This is a genomic window from Actinacidiphila yeochonensis CN732, from assembly GCF_000745345.1.
Taxonomy (GTDB): domain Bacteria; phylum Actinomycetota; class Actinomycetes; order Streptomycetales; family Streptomycetaceae; genus Actinacidiphila; species Actinacidiphila yeochonensis.
Map to the genome: position 1 here is coordinate 611,936 of NZ_JQNR01000004.1, position 20,739 is coordinate 632,674.

Sequence of the window (20,739 nt, forward strand, 5' to 3'; positions counted from 1 at the left end):
GCGCACGGCTGTCACTGGTAGAGCTGGACGAAGCCGCGCAGGATCTCCAGCCCGTCCCGGCGGAACTCCAGGTGGGCCTGGGCGCCGTAGATCCGCCCGTCGTCGGAGCGCAGGAACTCCACGGGCGCGTGCTCGGAGCGGCCGATGGAGCGGAAGCCCTCGGGGGCCTCCTGGAGGTAGAGGGTGTGCCGGTGGAAGACGGTCACGGACGGCTTGACGTAGGCGAAGAGCGGGTCCTCGGTGTCGACCTGGACCTCGTACCCGCCGACCCGCTGGGGGCCGTCGGCGAGCCGGCCGCCGTGGGCGACGCCGAGGATCTGCATGCCGCCGCAGATCCCGAAGACCGGGACCCGGGAGCCGGTCACCAGGTCGATGAGCGGCCGGTAGAAGTCGCGGTCGTAGGCCCGCACCTTGGTCCCGCTCATGACGACCGCCTGGTAGCGGTCGTCCAGGCGGGCGGGGACCTCGGAGGCGGTGACGACGTCGGTCCGCGAGCCCAGCTCCTCGAAACGCCCGCGGAGCTGCTTGAGGGAGAGCGTGCCGTTGTTGACGACGAGTACACGGGGTTGCGCCACGATGGTGTGCTCCTCAGTTCCGGGTGATGACCGTGCCGGTGCGGGCGGCGAGGAGGTCCGAGACCGGGGCGCTGCCGATGACGACCCGTTCCACGCCCTGGTCCAGCGCCTCGCCGGCGGCGCGGAGCTTCTTGCGCATGCCGCCGGTGGCGCCGGAGTCGCGGAAGGCGGCGGCGGCCGCGGCGGTGATCCGGTCCACCGGCGCGCCGTCGACGAGCAGGTGCGCGACGTCGGTGACGAGCACCAGGTCGGTCGCCCCGACGGCGCCGGCGAGGGCCGCGGCGGCCCGGTCGGCGTCGGTGTTGACCTCCTGGCCGGCGGAGTTGCGGGCGAGCGGCGTGACGAGGTGGGCGTGGCCCGGCCGGAGGCCCTTGAGCGGGGTCGGGTCGACGGAGGTGATCGGTCCGACGAGGTTCTCCAGCTCGACGAGCTGCTTCTCCCGCCACCACCACCGCTCGCCCTCGCCGGCGCCGACCAGCCCGTCGCTGCCCAGCAGCCGTTCGCCGCCGACGCCGCGGCGGTCGAGCCGTCCGAGGACGTCCTCGGCCAGCTCGGCGCTGACCGTCTTGATGTCGGCGATGACCTCGGGGGTGGTCCAGCGGCTCTGGTTGCCGTAGCGGTCGCGCAGGATCGCCGACGGCTCGCTGTAGCGGGGTCTGAGCCGCTTGAGCGGCTTGGACCAGCCGTGCACGAGGACCAGGGGTCTGTCCTGGGCGAGCGCGGCGAGGTCGTCCCACCAGTCGCCCGCGAGGCCGTCGAGGCAGCTGCCGCCGAGCTTGACGACGAGCGGGACCGCGCTGTGCCGGGCCGTCTCCGCCGCGCTCATGCCGGCATCACCGGCTGCATCGTCAGGCCGGCCTCCTCGGGGAGCCCGAACCGGATGTTGGCGGCCTGGACGGCCTGTCCGGCGGCGCCCTTGACGAGGTTGTCGAGGGCGGAGAGGACGACGACGCGGCCGGCGTCCTCGTCGTGCAGGACCGTGACGTCGCAGTAGTTGGACCCGAGGACCGCCTGCGGGTCGGGCACCGGGATCAGCGTCTCGGCGTTCCGCCGCACCCGCACGAAACGGTGTCCGCGGTAGAAGGACACGAACGCCTTCTGCAGGGACCGCTGGTCCACCGGCTCGTCCGTGAACACGTAGGAGCTGGTGAGGAGGCCGCGGACGTGCGAGACGCCGTAGGCGGACATGCTCAGCGAGCCGATGGTGCCGGGCTTGGCGCGCTGGAGGAAGTCGCCGACCTCCGCCGCGTGCCGGTGGCCGGTGGGCGCGTACGGGGCGATCGCGCCGTTGCGGAAGGGGTGCAGGTCGGCGGTGCGCAGCTGGAGGCCGCCGCCGCTGGACCCGCTCTTGCCGTCCACCACGACGGTCCGCAGCTCCAGGCCGAGGCCGAGGACGAGCGGCGCCAGCCCGAGGGTGATGGCGGTGGCGTAGCAGCCGGGCACCGAGATCAGGGGCGCGCCGGCGAGCTGGTCGCCGATGAGCTCCGGCACCCCGTAGACGAAGCGGTCGGCCAGCTCGGTCGTCCGCTCCGCCTTGGGGTACCAGCGCCGGTGCAGTTCCGGCGTACGGATGCGGAACGCGCCGCTGAGGTCGACCACGCAGGGCACGCGGTCGGCGAGGAGCGCGGCCAGCTCGGCGGAGGCCGGGGCCGGCGTGGCGAGGAACACCACGTCGCACCGGTCGGCGACGGCCTCGGGCGTGACGCGCTCGACGGTCAGCCCGAAGTCGATCCGGAGGCCGGGGTGCAGCTGGGCGGGGCGCTTCCCGGCGCTGGACTCGCCGCCCAGGAAGGTGAGTTCGAAGTCGGGATGCTGCTCGATGAGCCGTATCAGCTCGCCGCCGGCGAGGCCGGAGGCCCCGACGATTCCCGCGCGGATCACGTCAGTACCTCCTGGACGTGGCGGATGACGGCCGACTCGATGTCGACGTCGGTGGTGGAGGCGACCCCGCGCCAGGCCGGGGCGTGGTTGACCTCGTTGACGAGGTGGCCCTCCGGGGTCCGGAAGAGATCGACCCCGTAGATCCCGGGGCCGAGGGTGTCGACGACGCCGTCCACGACCTTCCGCACCTCGGGGTCGTCGGTCAGCGCGCGGCTGCGGTTGCCCAGGGCCGCGTTGCTGCGCCAGTCGGCCCCGGCGGTCTCGAACTCCGCCGCGGCCACGATCCGCCGTCCGACGACGAGGCAGCGGATGGAGCCGGCCGCGAGGTACGGCTCGACCAGGCCGGCCTGTTCGAAGGCGTGCCCGAGGTCCTCGACGTAGTCGTAGACCGAGTGCGCCAGGTCGGCGTCGCGGATGAGGGTGACCCGCTTGCCCATGCCGCCGTAGATCGGCTTGAGCACCACGGGCGTGCCGATCTCCGCCACGGCCCGCGCGAAGTCCTTGCGGGAGAGGGTGAGCCGGAAGTCGGGGACCGGCACGCCGGCCGAGCGCAGCACCGTGCGCAGCACGAGCTTGTTCTCGCAGGCGTGGATGGCGGCGGAGCTGTTGAGGACGGGCACGCCGGAGGACTCGGCCAGGGTGGCGATCAGCCCGCCGCGGGTGTAGCTGCGGCTGCGGACCAGCACGGCCTGGTAGCCGTCGAGCGAGGGGGCCTTGGGGTGGCCGAGGCAGAGCGACTCGTCGTTGACCCAGTCGATCCGCAGACCGGCGGCGGGGGCGGCGTCGATGAGCCGACGCTCCTCCCAGCCGATCCGGTCCGCGACGACGGCGACCTTCGCGGCCATGCTCACTGGCCCCAGTCGCGCAGCTGGACCTCGACCATCTCCAGGACCAGGCGGCCGTTCTCCACCTTCTCGACGCGGAGGGTCAGCATGCACTCCGGGCAGGACAGGGTCTCGCCCTGCACCACCGGCGGCACGGTCAGGTCGGTCTCGCACTCGGGGCAGTCGCCGGTGAGGGTGGCGGTGGTCATGGGTGTCTCCCGTTCTGGTCAGGACTGGTGGGGACTGGTGGGGACTGATGGGGACGGGTGGAGCGGTGCGGGTGGGCGTGGGGGTGGCCCGGGTGGTGCGTGGTGCGTGGGGGGTGGGGGACCGGGGGATCAGACGGACTGGAAGTCGACGGCGGCCTTGCGGATCGCGTCCCGGTCGAGCAGCGGGTCGCCGTCGCGGCCCTGGCGCTCGGTGAGCCACGGGGTGAAGGCGTCGACGTCGACGAGGAGCCCGGACCCGTCGAGGGCCCACTTCACGAGCGCCGTGGTGAGGCGGCTGCGGACGCGCAGCTCACGGCTGTTGCCGACCAGTTCGGCCGCCAGCGTCTCGTACGCCTCGGGGTGGATGAGCTGGCCGGGCAGCTCGTAGGCGAAGGCGTGCGGGGACGTCGGGCCCGACTGGAAGGCCTCTCCGAGGCCGGAGCCCCGCAGGGCGACGCGGGAGAGCTCGGTGAGGTGGGACAGGTCGAAGCGGGTGTCGTCGTGCAGGATGCGCAGCGACGTGAGCAGCTCAGCCAGCGGGGCGTTGCCGCCCCGCTCGCCGATGCCGCCGACGGTCGCCGAGATCCACCGCGCGCCGGCGCGCACGGCGGCCAGGGAGTTGGCGACGGCCATCCCCAGCATGTTGTGGGAGTGGATCTCGATCTCGGAGCCGTCGATGGCCGTGATGTCGCCGATCACCTCCTCCATCTGCCACGGCGACAGGTACGCGACGGTCTCCGCCAGGCGGAACCGGTCGGCGCCCGCCTCGAAGCCGGCGGTGACGTAGGGGACGAGCCGCTCCCTGGGGGTGCGGGCGCCGTCCTCGCCGCTGAAGGTGACGTGGAAGCCGCGGTCCTTGGCCTGGCCGATCGCCGAACGGGCCAGCGTGTGGAGGAACTTGGCGCTCGGCGTGCCCAGCTTGAGCCGGGCGTGCTGCTCGGAGGTGGGGATCGAGTACATGATGTGCCGCACACCCAGCCGCTCCGCCTCGTCGAGGGCGCGCGCCACCTGCTGGCGGTCCCGTACGACGAGCAGCGTCATGCTCCGCTCAGGGCCGACCGCCTCGTGGGTGGCCAGCACCAGGTCGGCGTCCTTCGAGTCGGGGCCGGAGACCATTCCCACTTCGACGAGCTCCACGCCGGTTCGCACCAGCAGACTCGCGATGACGGTGGCGTCCGCCGGAGTGAATTCCACGCCGGCCATGTGCGCGGAATCGCGCAGAGTGGCATCCGATATCAGGGGGCGCGGAGATCTTTCGCTCGGATTCGAGGCCATTGCATTGCTCCTTTTCCTTCGTTTCCTCGGCGATGGAAAAGCGCCTTGAAGTAACGCACGCACGCGCATCCGGTCCGCCTTCCGCTTCCGGGGTTCCGTCCGGCGGGCGGTGCGGTGGCGACGGGGAACATCCTTGCCGAACGCCACCTGGGCCTGCAACGTCTGCGATGTCAGAGGTTCGTCAACGATGGTGCGGTGAACGTCATACCCGTTCAGGTTCGTCAGCCAGTGTCGTGTCATCCTCAATTCTCCGGGCACGTCACGAGTGGCCGCTCCTGATTCGGATACGGTCGCCGGGTGTCTGCTCCTCACCCGCGGGTCCGGTCGCCCTCCAGGCGAATCCGGGAATGATCTGAACTCCGTACGGCGTGACCGTGTTCCGGATGTTCGGGTGCCCCGTATCGAAGGGAAGAAGGGAAACAGATGTCGCTTTCTCCTACCTACGAAAAGCCCGTTGCCGACGTGGGCCCCGACGCCGACGGACCCGTGCCGCCGCCGTCGTCGTCCTGGGCGGAAGAGCTGGCCGCCCGTCTGGTCCGGCCCGGCGCGGACGACCGCGACCGCGAGTCGCGCTGGGACGCGGGGCTCTTCGCCGCGCTCGCCGGCGACGGGTCAGGGCCGGGGCTCACCGGTCCCCTCGTGCCTCGGCTGCTCGGCGGGAGCGGTCTCTCCGCCACCGGGACACTGGCGCTCCTGGAAGGGCTCGGCCAGGGCGGCCGGGACCCGGGCCTGTCCCTCGCGGTGGCCGTCCACGCGGTGCTCGCCACCGCCCCGCTGCTCGTCTTCGGCAGCTCCGGCCAGCGCGAACGCTACCTTCCCCGGATGGCCTCCGGCGCCTGGATCGGCGCGCTGTCGCTGCTCCAGACGCAGGGCGGCGCGTCCGACCCCACCGTGACCGCCCGCCGGCAGGCGGCCGTACCCGGAGGACGGGTCCTCGACGGCGAACTGGACATGGTCGCCGGTGCCCCGGTGGCCCACCACTTCCTCGTCATCGCCACCGAGGAGGACGGCAGCCGCTCCGCCTTCCTCGTCGACCGCGCCACTCCCGGACTGATGATCGGCGCCACCACGCCCGCGGCGATGCGCACCTGCTCGTGGGGCCGACTGGTACTGGACAACTGCCCGGTGCCGCCGCAGGCGCTGCTGGGCACCGCCGGCGGCGCGGCGGTGGAGGTCGAACCGCTGCTGGCGGCGCTGGACTGGGTCTTCCTGAGCGCGCCGTGGCTGGGCCTGATGCGCGCCCTCGCCGAGGACGCCGCCGCCGCGGCCCGGACGCGACGGCTCTTCGGGAGCCCCCTCACCCACAACCAGTCCGCCCGCTTCCTGCTCGCGGACCTGGCCACCCAGTGCGAGCTGGCCGCGGGCCTGCTGCGCCGCGCCGCCGGACAGTTCGACGCCGGAGGCCGCCCCTCGCAACAGGACGCCGCCGCCGCCCGGCTCTTCGTGGCGGCCGCCCTGCGCACGGTCATCGAGGGGGCCGCGCGGATCACCGGCCCGGACGCGCTCTCGGGCGGCCACCTCGTGGCGCGGGCCCACCGGGACGCGCTGTTCTTCGCCGAGACCGGTGGCGGACCCGAAGTGCTGCGCCCCGTCATCGCCGCGCCGCTGCTGAAGCTCGGCTGACCGCTGACCGCTGACCGCTGACCGCTGACCGCCAGAAAGGTGCTGAGGATGACCAACAGCGAGCGCGTCGCGTGGAGCTTCCCGGGGATCGCCGCCCGGGCCGCCCGGACCGATGCCACCGGGCACATACCGGAGGAGAACTGGCAGGAGCTGCGCGAGAGCGCGTACTTGAGACTGTTCCACCCGGTGGAGATCGGCGGCACCGGGGCCGACGCCCGAACGCAGGCCGAGGCCATGGAAGCCCTGGCCCGGGCCTGCCCGGGCACCTACTGGTCGGCGACGGTGTCGGCACTGCTGTGCTGCAAGCTGATCGCCACCTACGGTGATCCCGTCCGGCACGAGCGGCTGCTGCGCCCGCTGCTCTCGGGAGAGAGCCTGGCGGCCTTCGCCGTGGCGGAGACCACGGCGGGGAGCGACGCCGGCACCTACCGCACCACCGTGCGCCCCGCCGCCGAGCCGGGCGGCGGCTTCGTGATCAACGGCGAGAAGGCGAAGATCACCAACGCCCCCAACGCCGACCTGGCCGTCGTCCTCGCCCGCCGGGAGAAGGCCGCGGACGACGACGGACCGGACTGGTGCCTCGCCTTCGTGGACCTGAGACAGGACCAGGTCCGGCGCTACGACATCCCGCACATGGGGCTGCGCGGCATGCCATGGGGCGGAATCGTCTTCACCGACGCCTGGGTCGGGGAGGAGGACGTCATCCCGGTACCGTTCTCCGAACTCGCCGAGGGGATGGCCTGGGGCTGGGTGAAGAACGCCTTCGCGGGTATCGCCGTCGCGGAGTCGGCGCTGGCGGCCTCGGTCCGGCACGCCGGCGAACGGGTGTCGTTCGGCCGGCCTCTGGGACACATGGAGGGCGTGCAGGCGCAGATCGCCGAGTCGCGCGCGCAGATCGACGCCGCTCGTCTGCTGGCGCACCGGGCGTTGGCCGAGCGGCTGGCCGGGCGCCCGGTCCGCGACCTCATCGCCATGATCAAGATCTACGCCACGGAGATGGGGGTGACCGTCGCGGCGCGCGCCGTCCAGATCCTCGGCGCGCTGGGCGTGACCCAGGGAAGCGAGGTGGAACGGCTCTACCGGGACGCCCAGATGAACGTCATCGGCGGCTTCACCTCCAACCGCCTCCGCGAGCAGGTGGCCGAGGGAATCGGTCTGGGCCCCGCCGTCTACCGGCCCTTCGACTGGCTGGACGCCAGCGGCCTGAAGCACGATCCGCGAGGGCTCGCGCGCTTCGCGGAGACGACCGGCTCCGCCGACTGAGCCCCTCGGGCGGCCCGCCGCCTCCACGGAGTACAGGCCGGCGGGACGGGGGTACCCCCATGGCCCCCGTCCCACCGGCCCGACCGGGCGGAGGGGCCACCGGCCCGACCGGGCGGAGGGGCCACCGGCCCGACCGGGCGGAGGGGAGGGCTCGATCCCTCAGCGGACGGGCGCGCTCCGGTCCGCGAGGACGCCGGCCGACGGGTACCCGCGCCGCGCTGCCCCAACTACCCTGCGGGGAACGTGGAAGCAACGGGAGGACGCGTTGACCGACCAGGAATTCCCCGTCGGGGAGATCGACACCAGCAGGCCCCATCCGGCCCGCATGTACGACTACTACCTCGGCGGCAAGGACAACTACGACGTCGACCGCGCGGCCGCGCAGCGCGTGATCGACCTCTTCCCGGACATCGTGCCCATGGCGCGGGACAACCGGAGGTTCATGCACCGGGCGGTGCGGTACATGGCGGAGAGCGGTGTCGGGCAGATCATCGACATCGGCACCGGCATACCCACCGCGCCCAACACCCACCAGGTGGCCCACGAGGTGTCGCCCGAGGTCCGTGTCGTGTACGTGGACAACGACCCGATCGTGGGGACGTACGCGGGGACGCGTGCGCTGGGTACGGGGAACACCGGCTTCGTCCTGGGTGATCTGCGCGCCCCGGAGAGCATCCTGGAGCATCCGACCGTCAGGGAACTGGTCGACTTCCGCCGACCGGTCGGGTTGATGCTGATGGCCGTCCTGCACTTCGTCCGGGACGACGAGGACCCGGCGGGGCTGGTCGCCGCCTACCGGGACGCGCTGCCGTCCGGCAGCCACCTGGTCCTCAGCCACGCGACCGGCGACTTCCACCCGCTGGACGGCGACTTCGGGGAGGCCCGGGACGTCTACCGGGACAGGGGGGCCACCGCCACGCTCACCCTGCGGTCCCACGAGCAGGTGTCGGCCTTCTTCGACGGCTTCGAGCCGGTCGAGCCCGGACTCGTCCAGCCGCCGCTCTGGCGTCCTGACGGCCCGGTGCCGACGGAGCGGGAGCTGGCGCGCGTCGGCTTCTACGGCGGGGTCGGCATCAAGCACTGACCCCGGTGGCGGACGAGGCGCGCGGGCCAGTCGTCCGCGCCGCCTGCGTCCTGGGCGAGGGGAGGGCCGTCCGGTCAGCGGCCGTCCGATCGGTGCCCGTCCGGTCGGCGGGCCGCGCGCCCGTGCTCTCGCGGACAACGCCGCGTACGTTCCCCGGCAAGCCGCGCCCGCCGGCGGTTCTAGGGTCGTCGCACAACCCCCTGCCTCCCCGAGAACTCGCTGAAAGGGGTACGAGATGACCCACCCGTCCTCCAGTACCGCCGCAACCTCGGTCGCCCACGACGTGGTGGCGCACGTCGCCGTCACGGGCGAACCTCCGGTCACGCTGCCGGCCGCGCTGCGGTACGACGCGTCGCACCCCTACGCCGTGTGCCTGTCCATCGGGACGACGTCACCCCGCCCGGTCGAGTGGGTGTTCGCGCGCGGGCTCCTGGCGGAGGGGATGTGCCGGCCGGCCGGTCTCGGCGACGTCCTGGTCCGACCCCGGCGGAGCCGCTGTCGGGACTGGGCGCGGATCGTCGTCAGGTCCGCCGCCGGGGCCGCCGTGCTGGACGTCGCGGCCGAGGCGGTCACCGCGTTCCTGGAACAGGCCGCCGCGGTGGTGCCGCCGGGTACCGAGGGGGCGCACCTGGACCTGGACCGCGTCGTCGCCGAACTCCTCGGCCGCGGGGCGTGACGCCCCGCGTGGCCGGGCCCGCGCTCCCCGGGAGCCGGCGACCGCGACCACGGCCTGGGACACCGGTGCGCCGCTGGTCAAGGTCCCGTGCGCGGGACGACGTGGAACGCCACAGGCGCCCTTGACGGCAAGGCTCCGCCCGAACGCTCAGAGAACGGGTGGCCTCGGCCCTCTTTCCCGTACCTGAACGGGCACGCGAAAAAGCGCGCTGCCCAGTGACGGACAACGCGCTTTTGAGGAGTCAGCGAGGAAGGCCGAACGCTCCGTCCGCCGCGCTTGTGACGAATTCCTGCCACACGGCGGGAGAGAATTCGAGGATCGGACCCCTGCCCTTGTCCTTGGTGTCACGCACGGCCACGACGGCAGGAAGGATCGCGACCTCGACGCAGTTCTGCTGGCCGTTGCTCCGGCTGCTCTTGAACCACTCAGCGGAAGTCAGATCGTGAGTACTCAATTCTCCAGTCCCTTTGCTGTTTGATAGATGATTGTCGCCGAGTCCTTCTCGTTTTCCGCCTCGTCCCAGAGCTTTGTGAAGGCGCTGGAGTAGCGCTCCACTTCGTGAGGCCGGTCCAGGTAGAGAGACCCTGCAAAGCCATCGACGTAGACAGTTGAAGGCTCGCTGGGCTGCCCGTTGACGTTGAGCGGGAAGTCCAGCAGAACGAACGGCCCGGACAAGAGGCCGCGATGTACACCCGCCGCATACCGCACGACGCGAAGTGAGACGTTTGGAAGATCTCCCAACTTCAACAGTAGCTTCAGCTGTTCGACCATCACCTCGGTCGAGCCGACCGGCCTGTGCATGATCGCCTCATCCAACACCACATGCAAATCCGGTGCGTTGAAGCTCCTTCGGAGAAGCCTCTGTCGTGCCACGCGCAGGTCGACACGACGTTCGATCTCGATAAATGAGAGATCGGGATTGTCTTCCCGTATCAGAGTCCGGGCGTAGTTTCTCGTCTGAAGCAGTCCCGGGACCAAGTTTGCTTCGTACCATGACAGGCGAGCGGCCGCCTCTTCCAGCCCGAGGTAGAGGTCGAAACCCAGGACGATCACGTCACCGTAGCTGAACCACCAAGCCTTGTCCCGGGTCTGCTTCGCGATGCTCATCAGGTACTTGGTGGCGTCCTCGGGCGCACCGTAGATGCGACACATTTGTTCGACGTCCAGAGTGCGCATGACCGTCTGTCCGGTCTCGATGCGCCACATCTTCGTCTCGGAGAACTCCAGGGTCGCGGCGGCTGCCTTGAGCGTGAGCCCGGCCTGTTGGCGCAGATCGCGAAGCTGCCGACCAAGTTGCCGGCGCGGCACAGTCGATCCCGTAGAGGCATCTGTCACCACTTTTCACCCCCTCTTCGTCAGAGCGTCTTGCGCGCAGAATGAAAGCACCTTCACTCCAACCTTGCAATAGGAGGGTGCAATCTTGCAGCTCATCACGGTGCAAGTCTCTTGATGAAAGCTTGCGTGGTGAGACTTGCGAGTGCTTCACTCGTCCTGTCGCCGCCACTCGACATGGAGGCGGCCAACAGGGTCATCTTCAGGCTGCCCTGACGACTCGTCGCTTCCGTCGTCGGGGCCGCGCGGATCATTGGAAGGTGCGCGATGGGTGCACTGGCCTTCGGATACTTATGTGCTGATGTGACGACTCCGGATGCGGATCTTGCCCAGGCGGAAAGCGTCCTCAAGGACTATTGCCACCGCCGCGGCTTCGCCCTGCAACGGATATTCACTGACGACGACTCCGGACCGCGCCCCGAATTTGACGACATGGTTGCCACCATGGGCGTCACCGGTACGCGCCAAGTCATTCTTCTCGATCTCGCCCACCTGGGTAGGAGCGAAGTGCTTCGGGATCAGCGAATTCACATGCTGGAGCACACTCTGAACGCAGTTGTCATGTGCGTGGGAGATAAGATTCCCGGAGAGAAAGAAGCATGGCAAAATTCCCTTGCTTCTCTGCGTAACGGGTTCGCACAGCTCACGATGACAGCTTCGCCGTCCTCTGTGGGCGTTGTGCGATCTTTTGTGGCGGACACGCTTCACTCTTGGCGCCTTGGTGAGTACGCGGATGTCGCCGTACTCCTGGCATCGGAGTTGGCCACCAACGCAATCAAGAGCACTGTTGAGGCGCGTTCGACCGGCCGCCTCTTTGATGTCCAAGTGCGCGTCACTGTGAGTAGTCTCGAAGTCAGGGTGTGGGACTGCGGGGCTGGAACTCCCGTCATGAAAAGCCAAGTCCTTGACGCCGAAGGGGGTCGGGGGCTCATGCTGGTGGACATGCTTTCGGAGGACTGGGGCACTCGTTACGATGTGGATCGGCCGGGAAAGTCCGTCTGGTTCACCATGGGAATCGTCGATCCCGTCGATCCCGACCCGCCGGGAGCAGATATTCCTCATCCCAGCGTCGCCTCAGCTCCGATGAAGACGATTCTTGCGGAGTAGCGGCGACACGCGGCCAGATGCCTTGCCAGCGACCCTCGCCACTGACTGTGGCGGGGGTCGCCTCGCGTTTGAAAACCCGGTTGCGGTCAATCATCGACTCTTCGGATGCCCGGGCCACCAACTCGTAGTAACGAGCTGAGCAGCTCGAAGGAGTTGGCATGGTGAAGTGGCCGGTTATGGGCATGCGGGCCGTGGCGTTGGCGGCGGCGCTTGGAAGTGGTGAGCCTGGTGGGTCCGCCGCCGGGGCCGCCGTGCTGGACGTCGCGGCCGAGGCGGTCACCGCGTTCCTGGAACAGGCCGCCGCGGTGGTGCCGCTGGGTACCGAGGGGGCGCACCTGGACCTGGACCGCGTCGTCGCCGAACTCCTCGGCCGCGGGGCGTGACGCCCCGCGGCCGGGTCCGCGCTCCCCGGGAGCCGGCGACCGCGACCGCGGCCTCGTACACCGGTGCGCCGCTGGTCAAGGTCCCGTGCGCGGGACGACGGGTCGGCGGCGTCGCAGGGCCCTACGGTCGGCGTGCGGCCGGCTCCCCACGACGGCCGGTGAGCCGACGCCGAGGAGACGGGACGGGATGGGCGAGCAGACGGAACCGGTCCCGACGGCCCCGGGCCGGGCGGGTGCCCGGCGGACGCCCCGGCGGGCCGTGCCGGACAGGGCGCGGCGGAGCGGTGGCGCGTCGGCGGGCGGGCTGCCGCGGCGCGGTGTCGCGGGGAACGCCGTGCTGGGGGCGTCGGCATGATGCTGCGTCGAGGCGCGTCCGCGCGGCCGCCCGGTGCCGGGGTCATGAAGGCCCGTGACCCCGGCGAGAGGCACAGGGTCGCGACCTCGCTGGAGCTCCTCTTCGACCTGTGCTTCGCGGTCGCGGTGAGCCAGGCGTCCGCGGGACTGCGTGCCGCGGTGGAGGGCGGGCAGGGCGCCGCCGGTGTGCTGCACTTCGCGGTCGTCTTCTTCAGCGTGTGGTGGGCGTGGATGAACTTCAGCTGGTTCGCCTCCGCCTACGACCCGGACGACACGGCGTACCGGTTGACGGTGTTCGTCCAGATCACCGGTTCGCTGATCCTCGCGGCGGGCGTACGGCGGGCCTTCGACGGGGACGACCTGAGCGTCATCGTCCTCGGGTACGTCGTGATGCGCGGCGCGCTGGCCGGGCTGTGGCTGCGCGCCGCGCGGGCGGACCCGCTCCGGCGCCGGACCGCGCTGCGCTTCACCGCCGGGGTGGTGGCCTGCCAGGCCGGCTGGGTGGCGCTGCTGAGCCTGCCCGGACCGGTGCGTCCGGTGGGCATCGCGGTGCTGGTGGTGGCGGAGGTCTGCGTCCCGGTGTGGGCCCAGTCCGCCGGGATGACTCCCTGGCATCCGCACCACATCGCCGAACGGTACGGGTCGTTCACGCTGATCGTGCTCGGCGAGTCCGTCGCCGCCGCCACGACCGCCGTCCGCACCGCCTTCGACGAGCACCGCGGCACGGGGACCCTGTCCCTTGTCGCCGCGGGCGGCCTGCTGACGGTGTTCGCCATGTGGTGGCTGTACTTCGCCCGGCCCGCCCACACGCTGCTCGCCACCACGCACAAGGGCCCGGGCAGGAGGTTCCGGTGGGCCTACGGCCACTACCTGATCTTCGCCTCGGCGGCGGCCGTCGGCGCGGGCCTGGCCGTCAGCGCGGACGAGGTCACCCACCGGGCCGACATCCCGCCGCAGGCCGCGGGCGCCATGGTCGCCGTACCGGCGGCGGTCTTCCTGACCACCACGTGGGCGCTGCACCTGCGCCCCCACCGGCGGCGGGCCGCCGAGCCGCGGCCGTCGTCCCCCTCCGGGTCGGGTACGACCCGTGCCGGCTGAACGGCCGCGCGAGGCAACGCCCCTCACCGGGAAGGGCAGCGGATACCCGGCGGACACCCGGCGGACACCCGGCCCGTTCACTGCGTCACTGAAGGACGACGTTCACCCCGTGCTCTTCGAAGATCTCCAGGAGCACGTCGAACAGCGCGACGTCGCCGTCGTCGCTGGGCACGCGCTCCACCAACCGTGCTCTGGCCTCGGCTGAACACGTCCAGCGCAGAGTGAATGGAGTGGCGGCGCCCCAGCCGCCCGCCAAGCAGTCGTTCAGGGCGGAGAGGTTCCAGCCGAAGTATCCGCCGGGCCCGTTGACGGCCTCACCGATCGCGCAGTAGAAGCTGTCCTCGTCGACGATGTGCCGACCGTCCAAGGTGAACACCTGGCCCGCGGAGGCGTCGGCCTTCCCCCGGCGCAGGTACTCCCGGGACCACAGCGCCACCGACAACCACGCCTTTGTGCCGTCGGGGACCAACTCGTGCCACAGGCCGGTGCGGTTCAGGCGACCCGAGCGGACCAGGTCCCACACACGCTCCGCTCCGGCCAGGGCCATGTCGCACCACAGCGTCACCGTGAGGTCGAGCAGGCCGCCACCCAGGGCGGACGGTACGGCGCCGACGACGGTGACCTCGTTGACGAAGTAGGAGCCCATGGCGGCTCCGTCAGCGTCGAGGATGTCGAACCAGGCGTTCCCCGCCACGGCGCGGCGACCGCCGATGTGGTCGAGGCTCTTCAACAGGCCACCCTGCGGACGGCAGCCCGCGAGGTGCACCCGCCGCGCTCCGTCCCCTTCCGGCAGTGGCGTGAACAGCCCCTCGGCTCCATGGGCGAAGCCCCAGAAGTCGGCGTCGTCCTCATCCGAGGTCAGCGCGCAACCGTGTCCCACACTGCCCTGGTCCGATGTTCCCATCGCTCCCCCTCCCCAGAGCGCTGATCGTACCGGCGTTCGGCCGGTCACAGCGCGACGCCGTGCTGCCAGCGCGGAACGACGGTGACCGCCCGCGGCCCGTCGCGGAGATCGCACGAGCCGTCCTCGACCACGTCAGGAGTCCGCGTCGGCCGCGGCGCCTCGGCGGCGGCGCCTGCGGACGGTCACCAGGACGACGAGCACGGCGATCCCCGCGGCGGACGCGGCGGTCCGGACCACCGTGCTCCCGTGGGCCGTCCGGTGCGGCGGCGCCGGGGACGCGGCCAGCGGGATGGCCGCCTCGTCGTTCCCGGGGGTCCGGTCGAAGGGGTTGGACGTGCGGATGGTGCCCTTCGCTCCGGGGACCCGGCGGTCGATGCGGACCCTGAACCCGATGACGGTCGTCCCGCCCTCGTGCAGCGCGCCGGAGAACTCGTCGGAGCCGATGCCGCAGACGAACGCCCCGCCCTGCTTCTTCGGCCGCACGCACGCCCAGTCGCCGCCGTCGTCCTCGAAGGTGTACGGGATGGACGTCACCGTGGTGCCTTCCGGCGGCACGACCGTGAAGCCGCCCATGGTCTCCGCGCTCAACGGCCGTCCGGGTCCGTTGTCGCGCACGCCCAGCCGGACCGTCACCGTGTCGCCGACCCGGCCCCTGACGGTCGAGGCCACCGGCTGGTAGTCGACCTGCACGGTGGTCGTGACGTTGACGTGCCCGGTGTCGCCGGTGAGGCCGCGGTCGGCCGTCCCGGTCAGGGTCAGCGGGGGGTCGGTGCCGCGCACCGTGAGTCCGGCGGGGCGCTCGGGCTCGGACGACCAGGTGTAGGAGAGGGTGCCCGTCAGCTTCCCGGCGGCGGCCGTGTAACGGAGCGGGGTGCTGGTGCGGTAGGCCGTGCCGGGTGCGGCCCTGGTGGAGAACGCGCACCAGGCCGAGGTGGAGGAGGCGTCGAAGAAGCAGTTGCCGGGGCGCGAGGTCAGCAGCAGCCCGTCGTCGGCGGAGACCCGGAGCGCGACACCCTGCTCCGCCGTGAAACGGCTGTGGTTCGCGAACCGGGGCGTCGTCGTCCGGGACGTGCCCGGTACCACCGCGTCCGCCGACTCGTCGTCCGCCGGGGTGTGCAGCGAGGGTCCGCCCACGGTCATCCGGATGTTCCCGGTCACCGGCGCCGCGTTGTCCGCGACGACGGTGTACGTCACCCTCCCGCTGTCGCCGGGCTCGACCCCGTCCACGCCGCTGAGCGTGAAGGGCGCGGCGGACTCGCCGTCACCGTTCTGCACGTCGCCGTAGCCGCAGGTGAACACCTGGCCGTCCTGGGAGCAGTTCCCGCCGCCGCCCTTGCCCACGCGCGCGACGCCGTCCAACCCGGAGGTGTCCACGGTGACCCTGACGTCGCGGGCCGGGCCCCCGTCGCCGCCCTCCACGGTGACGGGGACGACGAAGTCGCTGTTCACGGCCGTGGCGCCCGCGTCGGCGGCGTACATCCGGAAGGACGCCGGGACGGCGACCCGCAGGGAGACCCGGCCGGAGCCGTCGGCCGCCGCGGGGACCACGGGCGTCACCACCGAGGCGAGAGCGGCGACGAGACAGGCCGTCAGGACGGAGGGACGACGTCTGGCGATCCGTATCCGTCGAAGCATGCGCGCACTATGCCAGGGGGCATCGGCAGCCGTCCCACCGGCCCCTGTACGCGCCCGCTGTCGCTCCGGCACCACGGCCGCGCGCCGCCGCGACGACCGGCCGCGCGCGTCCGTCTCCTCCGCCCGCCCGCTTCGGCGGCACCGGGGCGTCCACCGGGCACGGGGACGGAAGACGCAGGTGGTGCCGGGCGCAGTAAAATCGGCCCCATTGCCGTGGTGATCGCAACGAAGGAGAGTCCACATGGCGCAGGTACTTCTGGGGGAGACGCCGGTCCAGGTCAAGGGGGACCTGCCGGCGGTCGGCGACCAGGCCCCGGCGTTCACCCTCGTCGGGTCGGACCTGGGCGACGTGACGTCGGCGGACTTCGCCGGCAAGCGCAAGGTGCTGAACATCGTTCCCAGCCTCGACACCGGCGTGTGCGCCGCGTCGGCGCGCCGCTTCAACGAGGAGGCGGCCTCCCTGACCGACGTCGTGGTGCTGTGCGTCTCCGCCGACCTGCCCTTCGCGCAGAAGCGGTTCTGCGAGACCGAGGGGATCGAGAACGTGGTCGCCCTGTCCTCGTTCCGCAGCCCGTCGTTCGCCTCCGACTACGGCGTGCTGCTGGCGGACGGGCCGATGGCGGGCCTCAATGCCCGGGCCGTCGTCGTCCTGGACGAGCAGGACAAGGTCCTCTACACCGAGCTCGTGAACCAGATCGCGCAGGAGCCCGACTACGACAAGGCCCTCGCCGCCCTGAAGTAGCCGGCGGCCGCGGCCGCCGCCGCGGACGTGACGACTCGACGTCCGTCCGCGGCAGCGGCGGGCAGGGCCGGCATCCACGGCCCCGCCGCCGGCCCGCCGGGCCCTACCGGCGCCGGCCCGCCGGGCCCTAACAGCGCCGGCCCCACGCGGAGATCATCGGCGCGGTGGCCAGGTCGAGGCGGCCGGTGGCGACGTTGGCCAGGTGGCGGTCGATCTCCTCGTCCGTCGCGAGCCCGGCTTCCACCAGGCGGCCGCGGATCTGCCGTACGGTCGCGGCCTCCAGGACGGTGCACGCCGGTGAGGTGATCGGGAAGTACGCGTCGGCCTCGACGCCCTCCAGACCCGCCTCGCGCAGCAGCCGGGGCAGGGTCCGCCCGTAGGCGAGGTCGGCGCCGCGCGCCGCCATGAGCGAGCGGAAGCCGGAGCGCAGCCGGTTGGCGAGGCGCTGCTCGGGGCCGGACTCGTCCGGGCACAGCAGCGGTTGGAGCCCCGGATCGGCGTCCTCCAGCAGCAGCCACCCGCCGGGCCGCAGCGCCCGCACCATCCGGCGCAGCGCCTCCTCCCGGTCGGCGACGTGCACCAGGACGAGGCGGGCGTGGACGAGGTCGAAGGCGCCGGGCGGCGGCGGGTCGGCGGCCACGTCGTGGCGCAGTACCTCGATCACCCCGCCGGCGACCCCCCGGGTCCAGGAGACGTCGATGTCGGTGGCGACCACCGCGCCGTCCGGGCCGACCCGCTCGGCCAGTCCGAGCGGCACCGACGGCCCGCCCGCGCCGACCTCCCAGCACCGCATGCCGGGGCCGACGCCGAGCCGGTCCACGTGCCGGAACGTCACCGGGTCGAACAACTCCTTGAAGGCCGCGAACCGCATTCCCGCCTCGGACTGCCGGTTGTCCAGCAGGTATCCCTGGTCCGCCTCGTACTCAGCCATGCGGTGATTCTCGCAGCGGACCCCCGGTACCCCTTCGACCGGGCCGCGCGCGTGGTGGAATCCACGGCTTCGGGCCTCCCCTTGGCCGGACAGGCCGCCTCGCCCTCGCCCTCGGCGTCGCTCCGGCGCCGCTCCCGCTGTGCTTCCAGGAGATTGCGCGAGCGGCCCCGGCACAGCCGGACCGCGTGCGATGATCGTCATATGACTGCGTATGTGGTGGCCGAATCCCTCCACGTCGACACCCCGGACGTGCGCCGGTACCGCGAGTTGGCCCAGGCGTCGATCGCGCTGTACGGGGGGCGCTACCTGGCCCGCGGCGCGCTGCCCGAGGCCCTGGAGGGCGACTGGCCGGACGGGAACCGCATGGTGGTCATCGCCTTCCCCGACCTTGAGCAGGCGAAGGCCTGGTACACCTCGCCCGAGTACGCCGGCGCGCGAGCCACCCGGAAGGACCTCAGCGGCCGCCGCATGCTCTTCGTCCCCGGGGTGGACGAACCGTCCTGAGAGCTGTTCCCACCAGAACACGGCGGCGGTGGTCGCTACACTCCGGCAGCGTGACCGATCTCCGACTCACCGACCTGCGGCCGACCTTGGTGACGTATCCGGGCGGGGCGTGCGAGGCGGAGGCCACCGTCCTGCGTGTCCTTCCCGACCCGCGCGCCGGCGAGGGCGAGCGGCTGCTGGTGGTCACCGACGTGACCCCGTTCCATCCGCGCGACCCGCTGTGGCCGGACCAGCCGGCCGACCACGGGCAGCTGCGGGTGCCGGGCCTCGCGCCCCTCCCGGTGCGGGACACCGTCACCATCGCCCAGCGGCACGGCGGACCGGTCATGGTGGACGACGCTGTCGACGTGCGCAGGGACGAGGCGGACGTCGTGTTCGTGGTCGGCCACGCCGTGGACGCCGAGGCGGGGGCTCACCTGGCCGCGGCGGCCCGCGTCCGTCTCGCCGTCGACCGGGAGCGGCGGCTGCGGCTGAGCGCCGCGCACTCCGCGTGCCACCTGCTCGCGTACGCGCTCAACGAGGCGACCCACGGGCTCTGGCGCAAGCCGGCACCGGCCGACTCGCGGGGGCACCACGACCTCGACGCGGCGGCGTGCGCGCACACCAGCCATGACGTCGGAGGCAGCCTCGACCGGTACCGGCTCGGGAAGTCCCTGCGCCGCCGGGGCTTCGACACGGCGGAGTTCCTCCAGCGGCTGCCGGGGATCATCGACACGGTGAACGCCACCCTGGCCGGGTGGATCGCCACCGACGCGGCGGTGCGCGTCGAGTGCGCGGGGCCCCGGCTCACCGACCGGCGCCACTGGTACTGCGAGACCCCGGGCGGGATCGCCCACATGCCGTGCGGGGGAACGCACGTACGGCGGCTGCGGGAGATCGCCTCGATGACGGCCGTGGCCGACCACGACGAGGCGGAGGGTGTCCTGACCATCCGCAACCGCGTGACCGTCGCGGAACCGGCGGACGGGGCGGCCTGATCCCTGGCCGCCCCGTCCGAAAGCCCGTCACCGGGGGAGAGCAAGCCGGCTGGCGGAGCAGGCCGCTTGACGGAGCCGGTCGCTTGGCGGGGCCCGTCAGCCGGGCCGCCCCGTCCCGCCCCGTCCCGCCCCGGGTTGTCAGCCGTAGAGGCCCGCGGTCTCGAAACCGCGCAGGGTCTCGTAGTCGCGCCGCAGCAGCTGCGGGTCGTCCGCGGCGAGGTACACCGTGCCCGGGCAGGTGGCCATGTCGATCGTCCGGGACAGCGGGCTGCCCGCCGGATGGTTCACCACCAGCCCCGCGAACGAGGCGAGTTCGCGGACGGGCTGCCAGCCGCTCTCGTCCGGGACGCTCCCCGCGCCCGGGGAGATCAGGTTGACGCAGCGCAGGTGGCTCTTGAGCTGGTAGGGGGCCTCGGCCTCCGCCAGGAAGCTCTCGGGGTCGGCGAGGGAGTACGCCAGGCTGTCGACCTGGTCCGTCCCCACGCACCTGGTCATCAGCTCCGGCATCTGGCCGCCGCCCAGCCGTGCCCCGCACTCGATGAGCGTGGGGCCCGACGCCGTGAGCATGACCTCGGTGTGCCCGGCCCCGTTGCGGACGCCCAGGGCGTCGAGGACGTCCCGGACGTAGCCGACCAGCTCCGGGACGCCCTGGTCCTCCAGGGAGAGCAGATCCTCGTAGTCGTAGACGGAGTGCCCGTCCACCAGGCGCTTGTGGTAGCGCCAGACCTCGATGACCCGGTGCGCGCCGTCGCGGCTGACGCTGTTCACGTAGTGCTCGGCCCCGTCGAGGAACTCCTGGGCCAGCGCCACGTGGTTGCGCCGCCCGTAGCGGTCGGCGGAGGTCATGATCGCCTCGTGGGCGGTGGTGACCTCCGCGATCGAGCGGCAGATGAAGACGTTGTCGGTGCCGGCGCTCAGGACCGGCTTCACCACGACAGGCCAGCGGTCACGCCCGGCGGCCCACTCCGTGATGGCCTCCAGCGACGCGGTGCAGCAGCCGTCGATGGCGGCCAGCCCCGCCGCCCGGACGGCCTCCTGCATCAGGTGCTTGTCCCGCCGCGCCGTGGAGCGCGCGGTGACGTTCCCCGGGACGCCCAGGGCGTGGCTGAGCTCGTCGGCCAGCAGGACGCCGGACTCGGCCGCGGCGACGACGGAGTCGACGCCCAGCCCGCGCAGGGCGCCGACCAGGGCGGGGAGGTCCCCGGTGTGCTGGAGGTCGACGGTGAAGTCCTCGGGCCGGTAGGCCAGGCGCGTGTCGGGAGCCTGCGACCTGACGTGCACGTACGCGGCGTGGCGGAGCGTGAGCGCGGCCGGCAGCAGCCTGCCCGCTCCGTAGGCGTCGACGATGGCGATGGTCATGTG

General features: G+C 72.0%; 22 protein-coding genes. 10 read left to right on the forward strand and 12 right to left on the reverse strand.

What is annotated here, in order from left to right:
* Positions 1 to 11 precede the first annotated feature (11 nt).
* The 6 genes from BS72_RS09380 to BS72_RS09405 form a co-directional block, all read right to left on the reverse strand.
* A complete protein-coding gene (locus BS72_RS09380) occupies positions 12 to 575 on the reverse strand; it encodes a type 1 glutamine amidotransferase (protein WP_037908611.1) in 564 nt (187 codons plus the stop codon).
* 13 nt (positions 576 to 588) lie between these two features.
* A complete protein-coding gene (locus BS72_RS09385; RefSeq protein WP_037908613.1) occupies positions 589 to 1,401 on the reverse strand; it encodes an amino acid kinase family protein in 813 nt (270 codons plus the stop codon).
* A complete protein-coding gene (gene argC / locus BS72_RS09390) occupies positions 1,398 to 2,456 on the reverse strand; it encodes an N-acetyl-gamma-glutamyl-phosphate reductase (protein WP_037908615.1) in 1,059 nt (352 codons plus the stop codon). The genes BS72_RS09385 and argC overlap by 4 nt, the downstream gene beginning before the upstream one ends.
* Positions 2,453 to 3,301, reverse strand: a complete 849-nt coding sequence (locus BS72_RS09395) for an ATP-grasp domain-containing protein (protein ID WP_037908617.1) — start codon at positions 3,299 to 3,301, stop codon at positions 2,453 to 2,455. The genes argC and BS72_RS09395 overlap by 4 nt, the downstream gene beginning before the upstream one ends.
* A 2-nt stretch (positions 3,302 to 3,303) precedes the next feature.
* Entirely contained in the window at positions 3,304 to 3,489 is a 186-nt protein-coding gene (locus BS72_RS09400; RefSeq protein ID WP_037908620.1) for a lysine biosynthesis protein LysW, read from the reverse strand.
* 129 nt (positions 3,490 to 3,618) lie between these two features.
* Positions 3,619 to 4,764 (reverse strand): isopropylmalate synthase, encoded by a 1,146-nt coding sequence (locus BS72_RS09405; RefSeq protein ID WP_037908622.1) that lies wholly within the window; start codon positions 4,762 to 4,764, stop codon positions 3,619 to 3,621.
* A 423-nt stretch (positions 4,765 to 5,187) separates the two neighbouring features.
* Here BS72_RS09405 and BS72_RS09410 point away from each other — a divergent pair, with 423 nt between their 5' ends.
* From BS72_RS09410 to BS72_RS09425, 4 genes are all read left to right on the forward strand, one after another.
* On the forward strand, positions 5,188 to 6,387 hold the full coding sequence (locus BS72_RS09410; RefSeq protein ID WP_078901190.1) for an acyl-CoA dehydrogenase family protein: 1,200 nt from the start codon (positions 5,188 to 5,190) through the stop codon (positions 6,385 to 6,387).
* Positions 6,388 to 6,435: 48 nt separating this feature from the next.
* Positions 6,436 to 7,650 carry an acyl-CoA dehydrogenase family protein gene (locus BS72_RS32100; protein WP_051950854.1) on the forward strand — a complete coding sequence of 405 codons (1,215 nt, stop codon included), beginning with the start codon at positions 6,436 to 6,438 and terminating at the stop codon, positions 7,648 to 7,650.
* A gap of 265 nt (positions 7,651 to 7,915) precedes the next feature.
* On the forward strand, positions 7,916 to 8,734 hold the full coding sequence (locus BS72_RS09420; RefSeq protein ID WP_037908627.1) for an SAM-dependent methyltransferase: 819 nt from the start codon (positions 7,916 to 7,918) through the stop codon (positions 8,732 to 8,734).
* 235 nt (positions 8,735 to 8,969) lie between these two features.
* Positions 8,970 to 9,410, forward strand: a complete 441-nt coding sequence (locus BS72_RS09425; protein WP_037908629.1) for an SsgA family sporulation/cell division regulator — start codon at positions 8,970 to 8,972, stop codon at positions 9,408 to 9,410.
* Between the two features lie 241 nt (positions 9,411 to 9,651).
* Here BS72_RS09425 and BS72_RS09430 read toward each other — a convergent pair whose 3' ends face one another.
* A complete protein-coding gene (locus BS72_RS09430; RefSeq protein ID WP_037908632.1) occupies positions 9,652 to 9,864 on the reverse strand; it encodes a DUF397 domain-containing protein in 213 nt (70 codons plus the stop codon).
* A complete protein-coding gene (locus tag BS72_RS09435; RefSeq protein WP_322942175.1) occupies positions 9,861 to 10,748 on the reverse strand; it encodes a helix-turn-helix domain-containing protein in 888 nt (295 codons plus the stop codon). The genes BS72_RS09430 and BS72_RS09435 overlap by 4 nt, the downstream gene beginning before the upstream one ends.
* A gap of 261 nt (positions 10,749 to 11,009) precedes the next feature.
* Here BS72_RS09435 and BS72_RS32105 point away from each other — a divergent pair, with 261 nt between their 5' ends.
* From BS72_RS32105 to BS72_RS09450, 3 genes are all read left to right on the forward strand, one after another.
* On the forward strand, positions 11,010 to 11,849 hold the full coding sequence (locus tag BS72_RS32105) for an ATP-binding protein (RefSeq protein WP_051950856.1): 840 nt from the start codon (positions 11,010 to 11,012) through the stop codon (positions 11,847 to 11,849).
* A 158-nt stretch (positions 11,850 to 12,007) separates the two neighbouring features.
* Positions 12,008 to 12,232 (forward strand): hypothetical protein, encoded by a 225-nt coding sequence (locus BS72_RS09445; RefSeq protein ID WP_037908634.1) that lies wholly within the window; start codon positions 12,008 to 12,010, stop codon positions 12,230 to 12,232.
* A 399-nt stretch (positions 12,233 to 12,631) separates the two neighbouring features.
* The gene (locus BS72_RS09450) at positions 12,632 to 13,684 is read left to right on the forward strand and encodes a low temperature requirement protein A (RefSeq protein ID WP_232792295.1); all 1,053 of its coding nucleotides are present in this window, start codon (positions 12,632 to 12,634) and stop codon (positions 13,682 to 13,684) included.
* An 85-nt stretch (positions 13,685 to 13,769) separates the two neighbouring features.
* Here the strand turns inward: BS72_RS09450 and BS72_RS09455 are convergent, their stop codons facing one another.
* Together BS72_RS09455 and BS72_RS09460 are read right to left on the reverse strand one after the other, a co-directional pair.
* On the reverse strand, positions 13,770 to 14,588 hold the full coding sequence (locus BS72_RS09455) for a barstar family protein (protein WP_037908635.1): 819 nt from the start codon (positions 14,586 to 14,588) through the stop codon (positions 13,770 to 13,772).
* Between the two features lie 132 nt (positions 14,589 to 14,720).
* Positions 14,721 to 16,223 carry a hypothetical protein gene (locus BS72_RS09460; RefSeq protein ID WP_037908637.1) on the reverse strand — a complete coding sequence of 501 codons (1,503 nt, stop codon included), beginning with the start codon at positions 16,221 to 16,223 and terminating at the stop codon, positions 14,721 to 14,723.
* 241 nt (positions 16,224 to 16,464) lie between these two features.
* Between BS72_RS09460 and tpx the strand changes: the two genes are divergently transcribed.
* A complete protein-coding gene (gene tpx, locus BS72_RS09465; protein ID WP_037908641.1) occupies positions 16,465 to 16,965 on the forward strand; it encodes a thiol peroxidase in 501 nt (166 codons plus the stop codon).
* A 127-nt stretch (positions 16,966 to 17,092) separates the two neighbouring features.
* On the opposite strand, the gene BS72_RS09470 is transcribed toward tpx, so the two are convergent.
* Positions 17,093 to 17,896, reverse strand: coding sequence for a methyltransferase domain-containing protein (locus BS72_RS09470; protein WP_037908645.1), 804 nt, complete (start codon positions 17,894 to 17,896; stop codon positions 17,093 to 17,095).
* Positions 17,897 to 18,097: 201 nt separating this feature from the next.
* Between BS72_RS09470 and BS72_RS09475 the strand changes: the two genes are divergently transcribed.
* On the forward strand, positions 18,098 to 18,400 hold the full coding sequence (locus tag BS72_RS09475; RefSeq protein ID WP_037908647.1) for a DUF1330 domain-containing protein: 303 nt from the start codon (positions 18,098 to 18,100) through the stop codon (positions 18,398 to 18,400).
* A 50-nt stretch (positions 18,401 to 18,450) separates the two neighbouring features.
* Positions 18,451 to 19,377 carry an alanyl-tRNA editing protein gene (locus BS72_RS09480; protein ID WP_051950857.1) on the forward strand — a complete coding sequence of 309 codons (927 nt, stop codon included), beginning with the start codon at positions 18,451 to 18,453 and terminating at the stop codon, positions 19,375 to 19,377.
* Between the two features lie 138 nt (positions 19,378 to 19,515).
* Here BS72_RS09480 and BS72_RS09485 read toward each other — a convergent pair whose 3' ends face one another.
* On the reverse strand, positions 19,516 to 20,736 hold the full coding sequence (locus BS72_RS09485; protein WP_037908649.1) for an ATP-grasp domain-containing protein: 1,221 nt from the start codon (positions 20,734 to 20,736) through the stop codon (positions 19,516 to 19,518).
* Positions 20,737 to 20,739 lie beyond the last annotated feature (3 nt).

Excerpts from the sequence above, each read along its gene's own strand:
- BS72_RS09425 (WP_037908629.1), top strand. The coding sequence starts at position 8,970 with ATGACCCACCCGTCCTCCAGTACCGCCGCAACCTCGGTCGCCCACGAC.
- BS72_RS32105 (WP_051950856.1), top strand. The coding sequence starts at position 11,010 with ATGGGTGCACTGGCCTTCGGATACTTATGTGCTGATGTGACGACTCCG.
- BS72_RS09400 (WP_037908620.1), bottom strand. The coding sequence starts at position 3,489 with ATGACCACCGCCACCCTCACCGGCGACTGCCCCGAGTGCGAGACCGAC.
- BS72_RS09445 (WP_037908634.1), top strand. The coding sequence starts at position 12,008 with ATGGTGAAGTGGCCGGTTATGGGCATGCGGGCCGTGGCGTTGGCGGCG.
- BS72_RS09460 (WP_037908637.1), bottom strand. The coding sequence starts at position 16,223 with ATGCTTCGACGGATACGGATCGCCAGACGTCGTCCCTCCGTCCTGACG.
- tpx (WP_037908641.1), top strand. The coding sequence starts at position 16,465 with ATGGCGCAGGTACTTCTGGGGGAGACGCCGGTCCAGGTCAAGGGGGAC.
- BS72_RS09405 (WP_037908622.1), bottom strand. The coding sequence starts at position 4,764 with ATGGCCTCGAATCCGAGCGAAAGATCTCCGCGCCCCCTGATATCGGAT.
- BS72_RS09450 (WP_232792295.1), top strand. The coding sequence starts at position 12,632 with ATGAAGGCCCGTGACCCCGGCGAGAGGCACAGGGTCGCGACCTCGCTG.
- BS72_RS09475 (WP_037908647.1), top strand. The coding sequence starts at position 18,098 with ATGACTGCGTATGTGGTGGCCGAATCCCTCCACGTCGACACCCCGGAC.
- BS72_RS09485 (WP_037908649.1), bottom strand. The coding sequence starts at position 20,736 with ATGACCATCGCCATCGTCGACGCCTACGGAGCGGGCAGGCTGCTGCCG.
- BS72_RS09385 (WP_037908613.1), bottom strand. The coding sequence starts at position 1,401 with ATGAGCGCGGCGGAGACGGCCCGGCACAGCGCGGTCCCGCTCGTCGTC.
- BS72_RS09395 (WP_037908617.1), bottom strand. The coding sequence starts at position 3,301 with ATGGCCGCGAAGGTCGCCGTCGTCGCGGACCGGATCGGCTGGGAGGAG.
- BS72_RS09410 (WP_078901190.1), top strand. The coding sequence starts at position 5,188 with ATGTCGCTTTCTCCTACCTACGAAAAGCCCGTTGCCGACGTGGGCCCC.
- BS72_RS09455 (WP_037908635.1), bottom strand. The coding sequence starts at position 14,588 with ATGGGAACATCGGACCAGGGCAGTGTGGGACACGGTTGCGCGCTGACC.
- BS72_RS32100 (WP_051950854.1), top strand. The coding sequence starts at position 6,436 with ATGACCAACAGCGAGCGCGTCGCGTGGAGCTTCCCGGGGATCGCCGCC.
- BS72_RS09470 (WP_037908645.1), bottom strand. The coding sequence starts at position 17,896 with ATGGCTGAGTACGAGGCGGACCAGGGATACCTGCTGGACAACCGGCAG.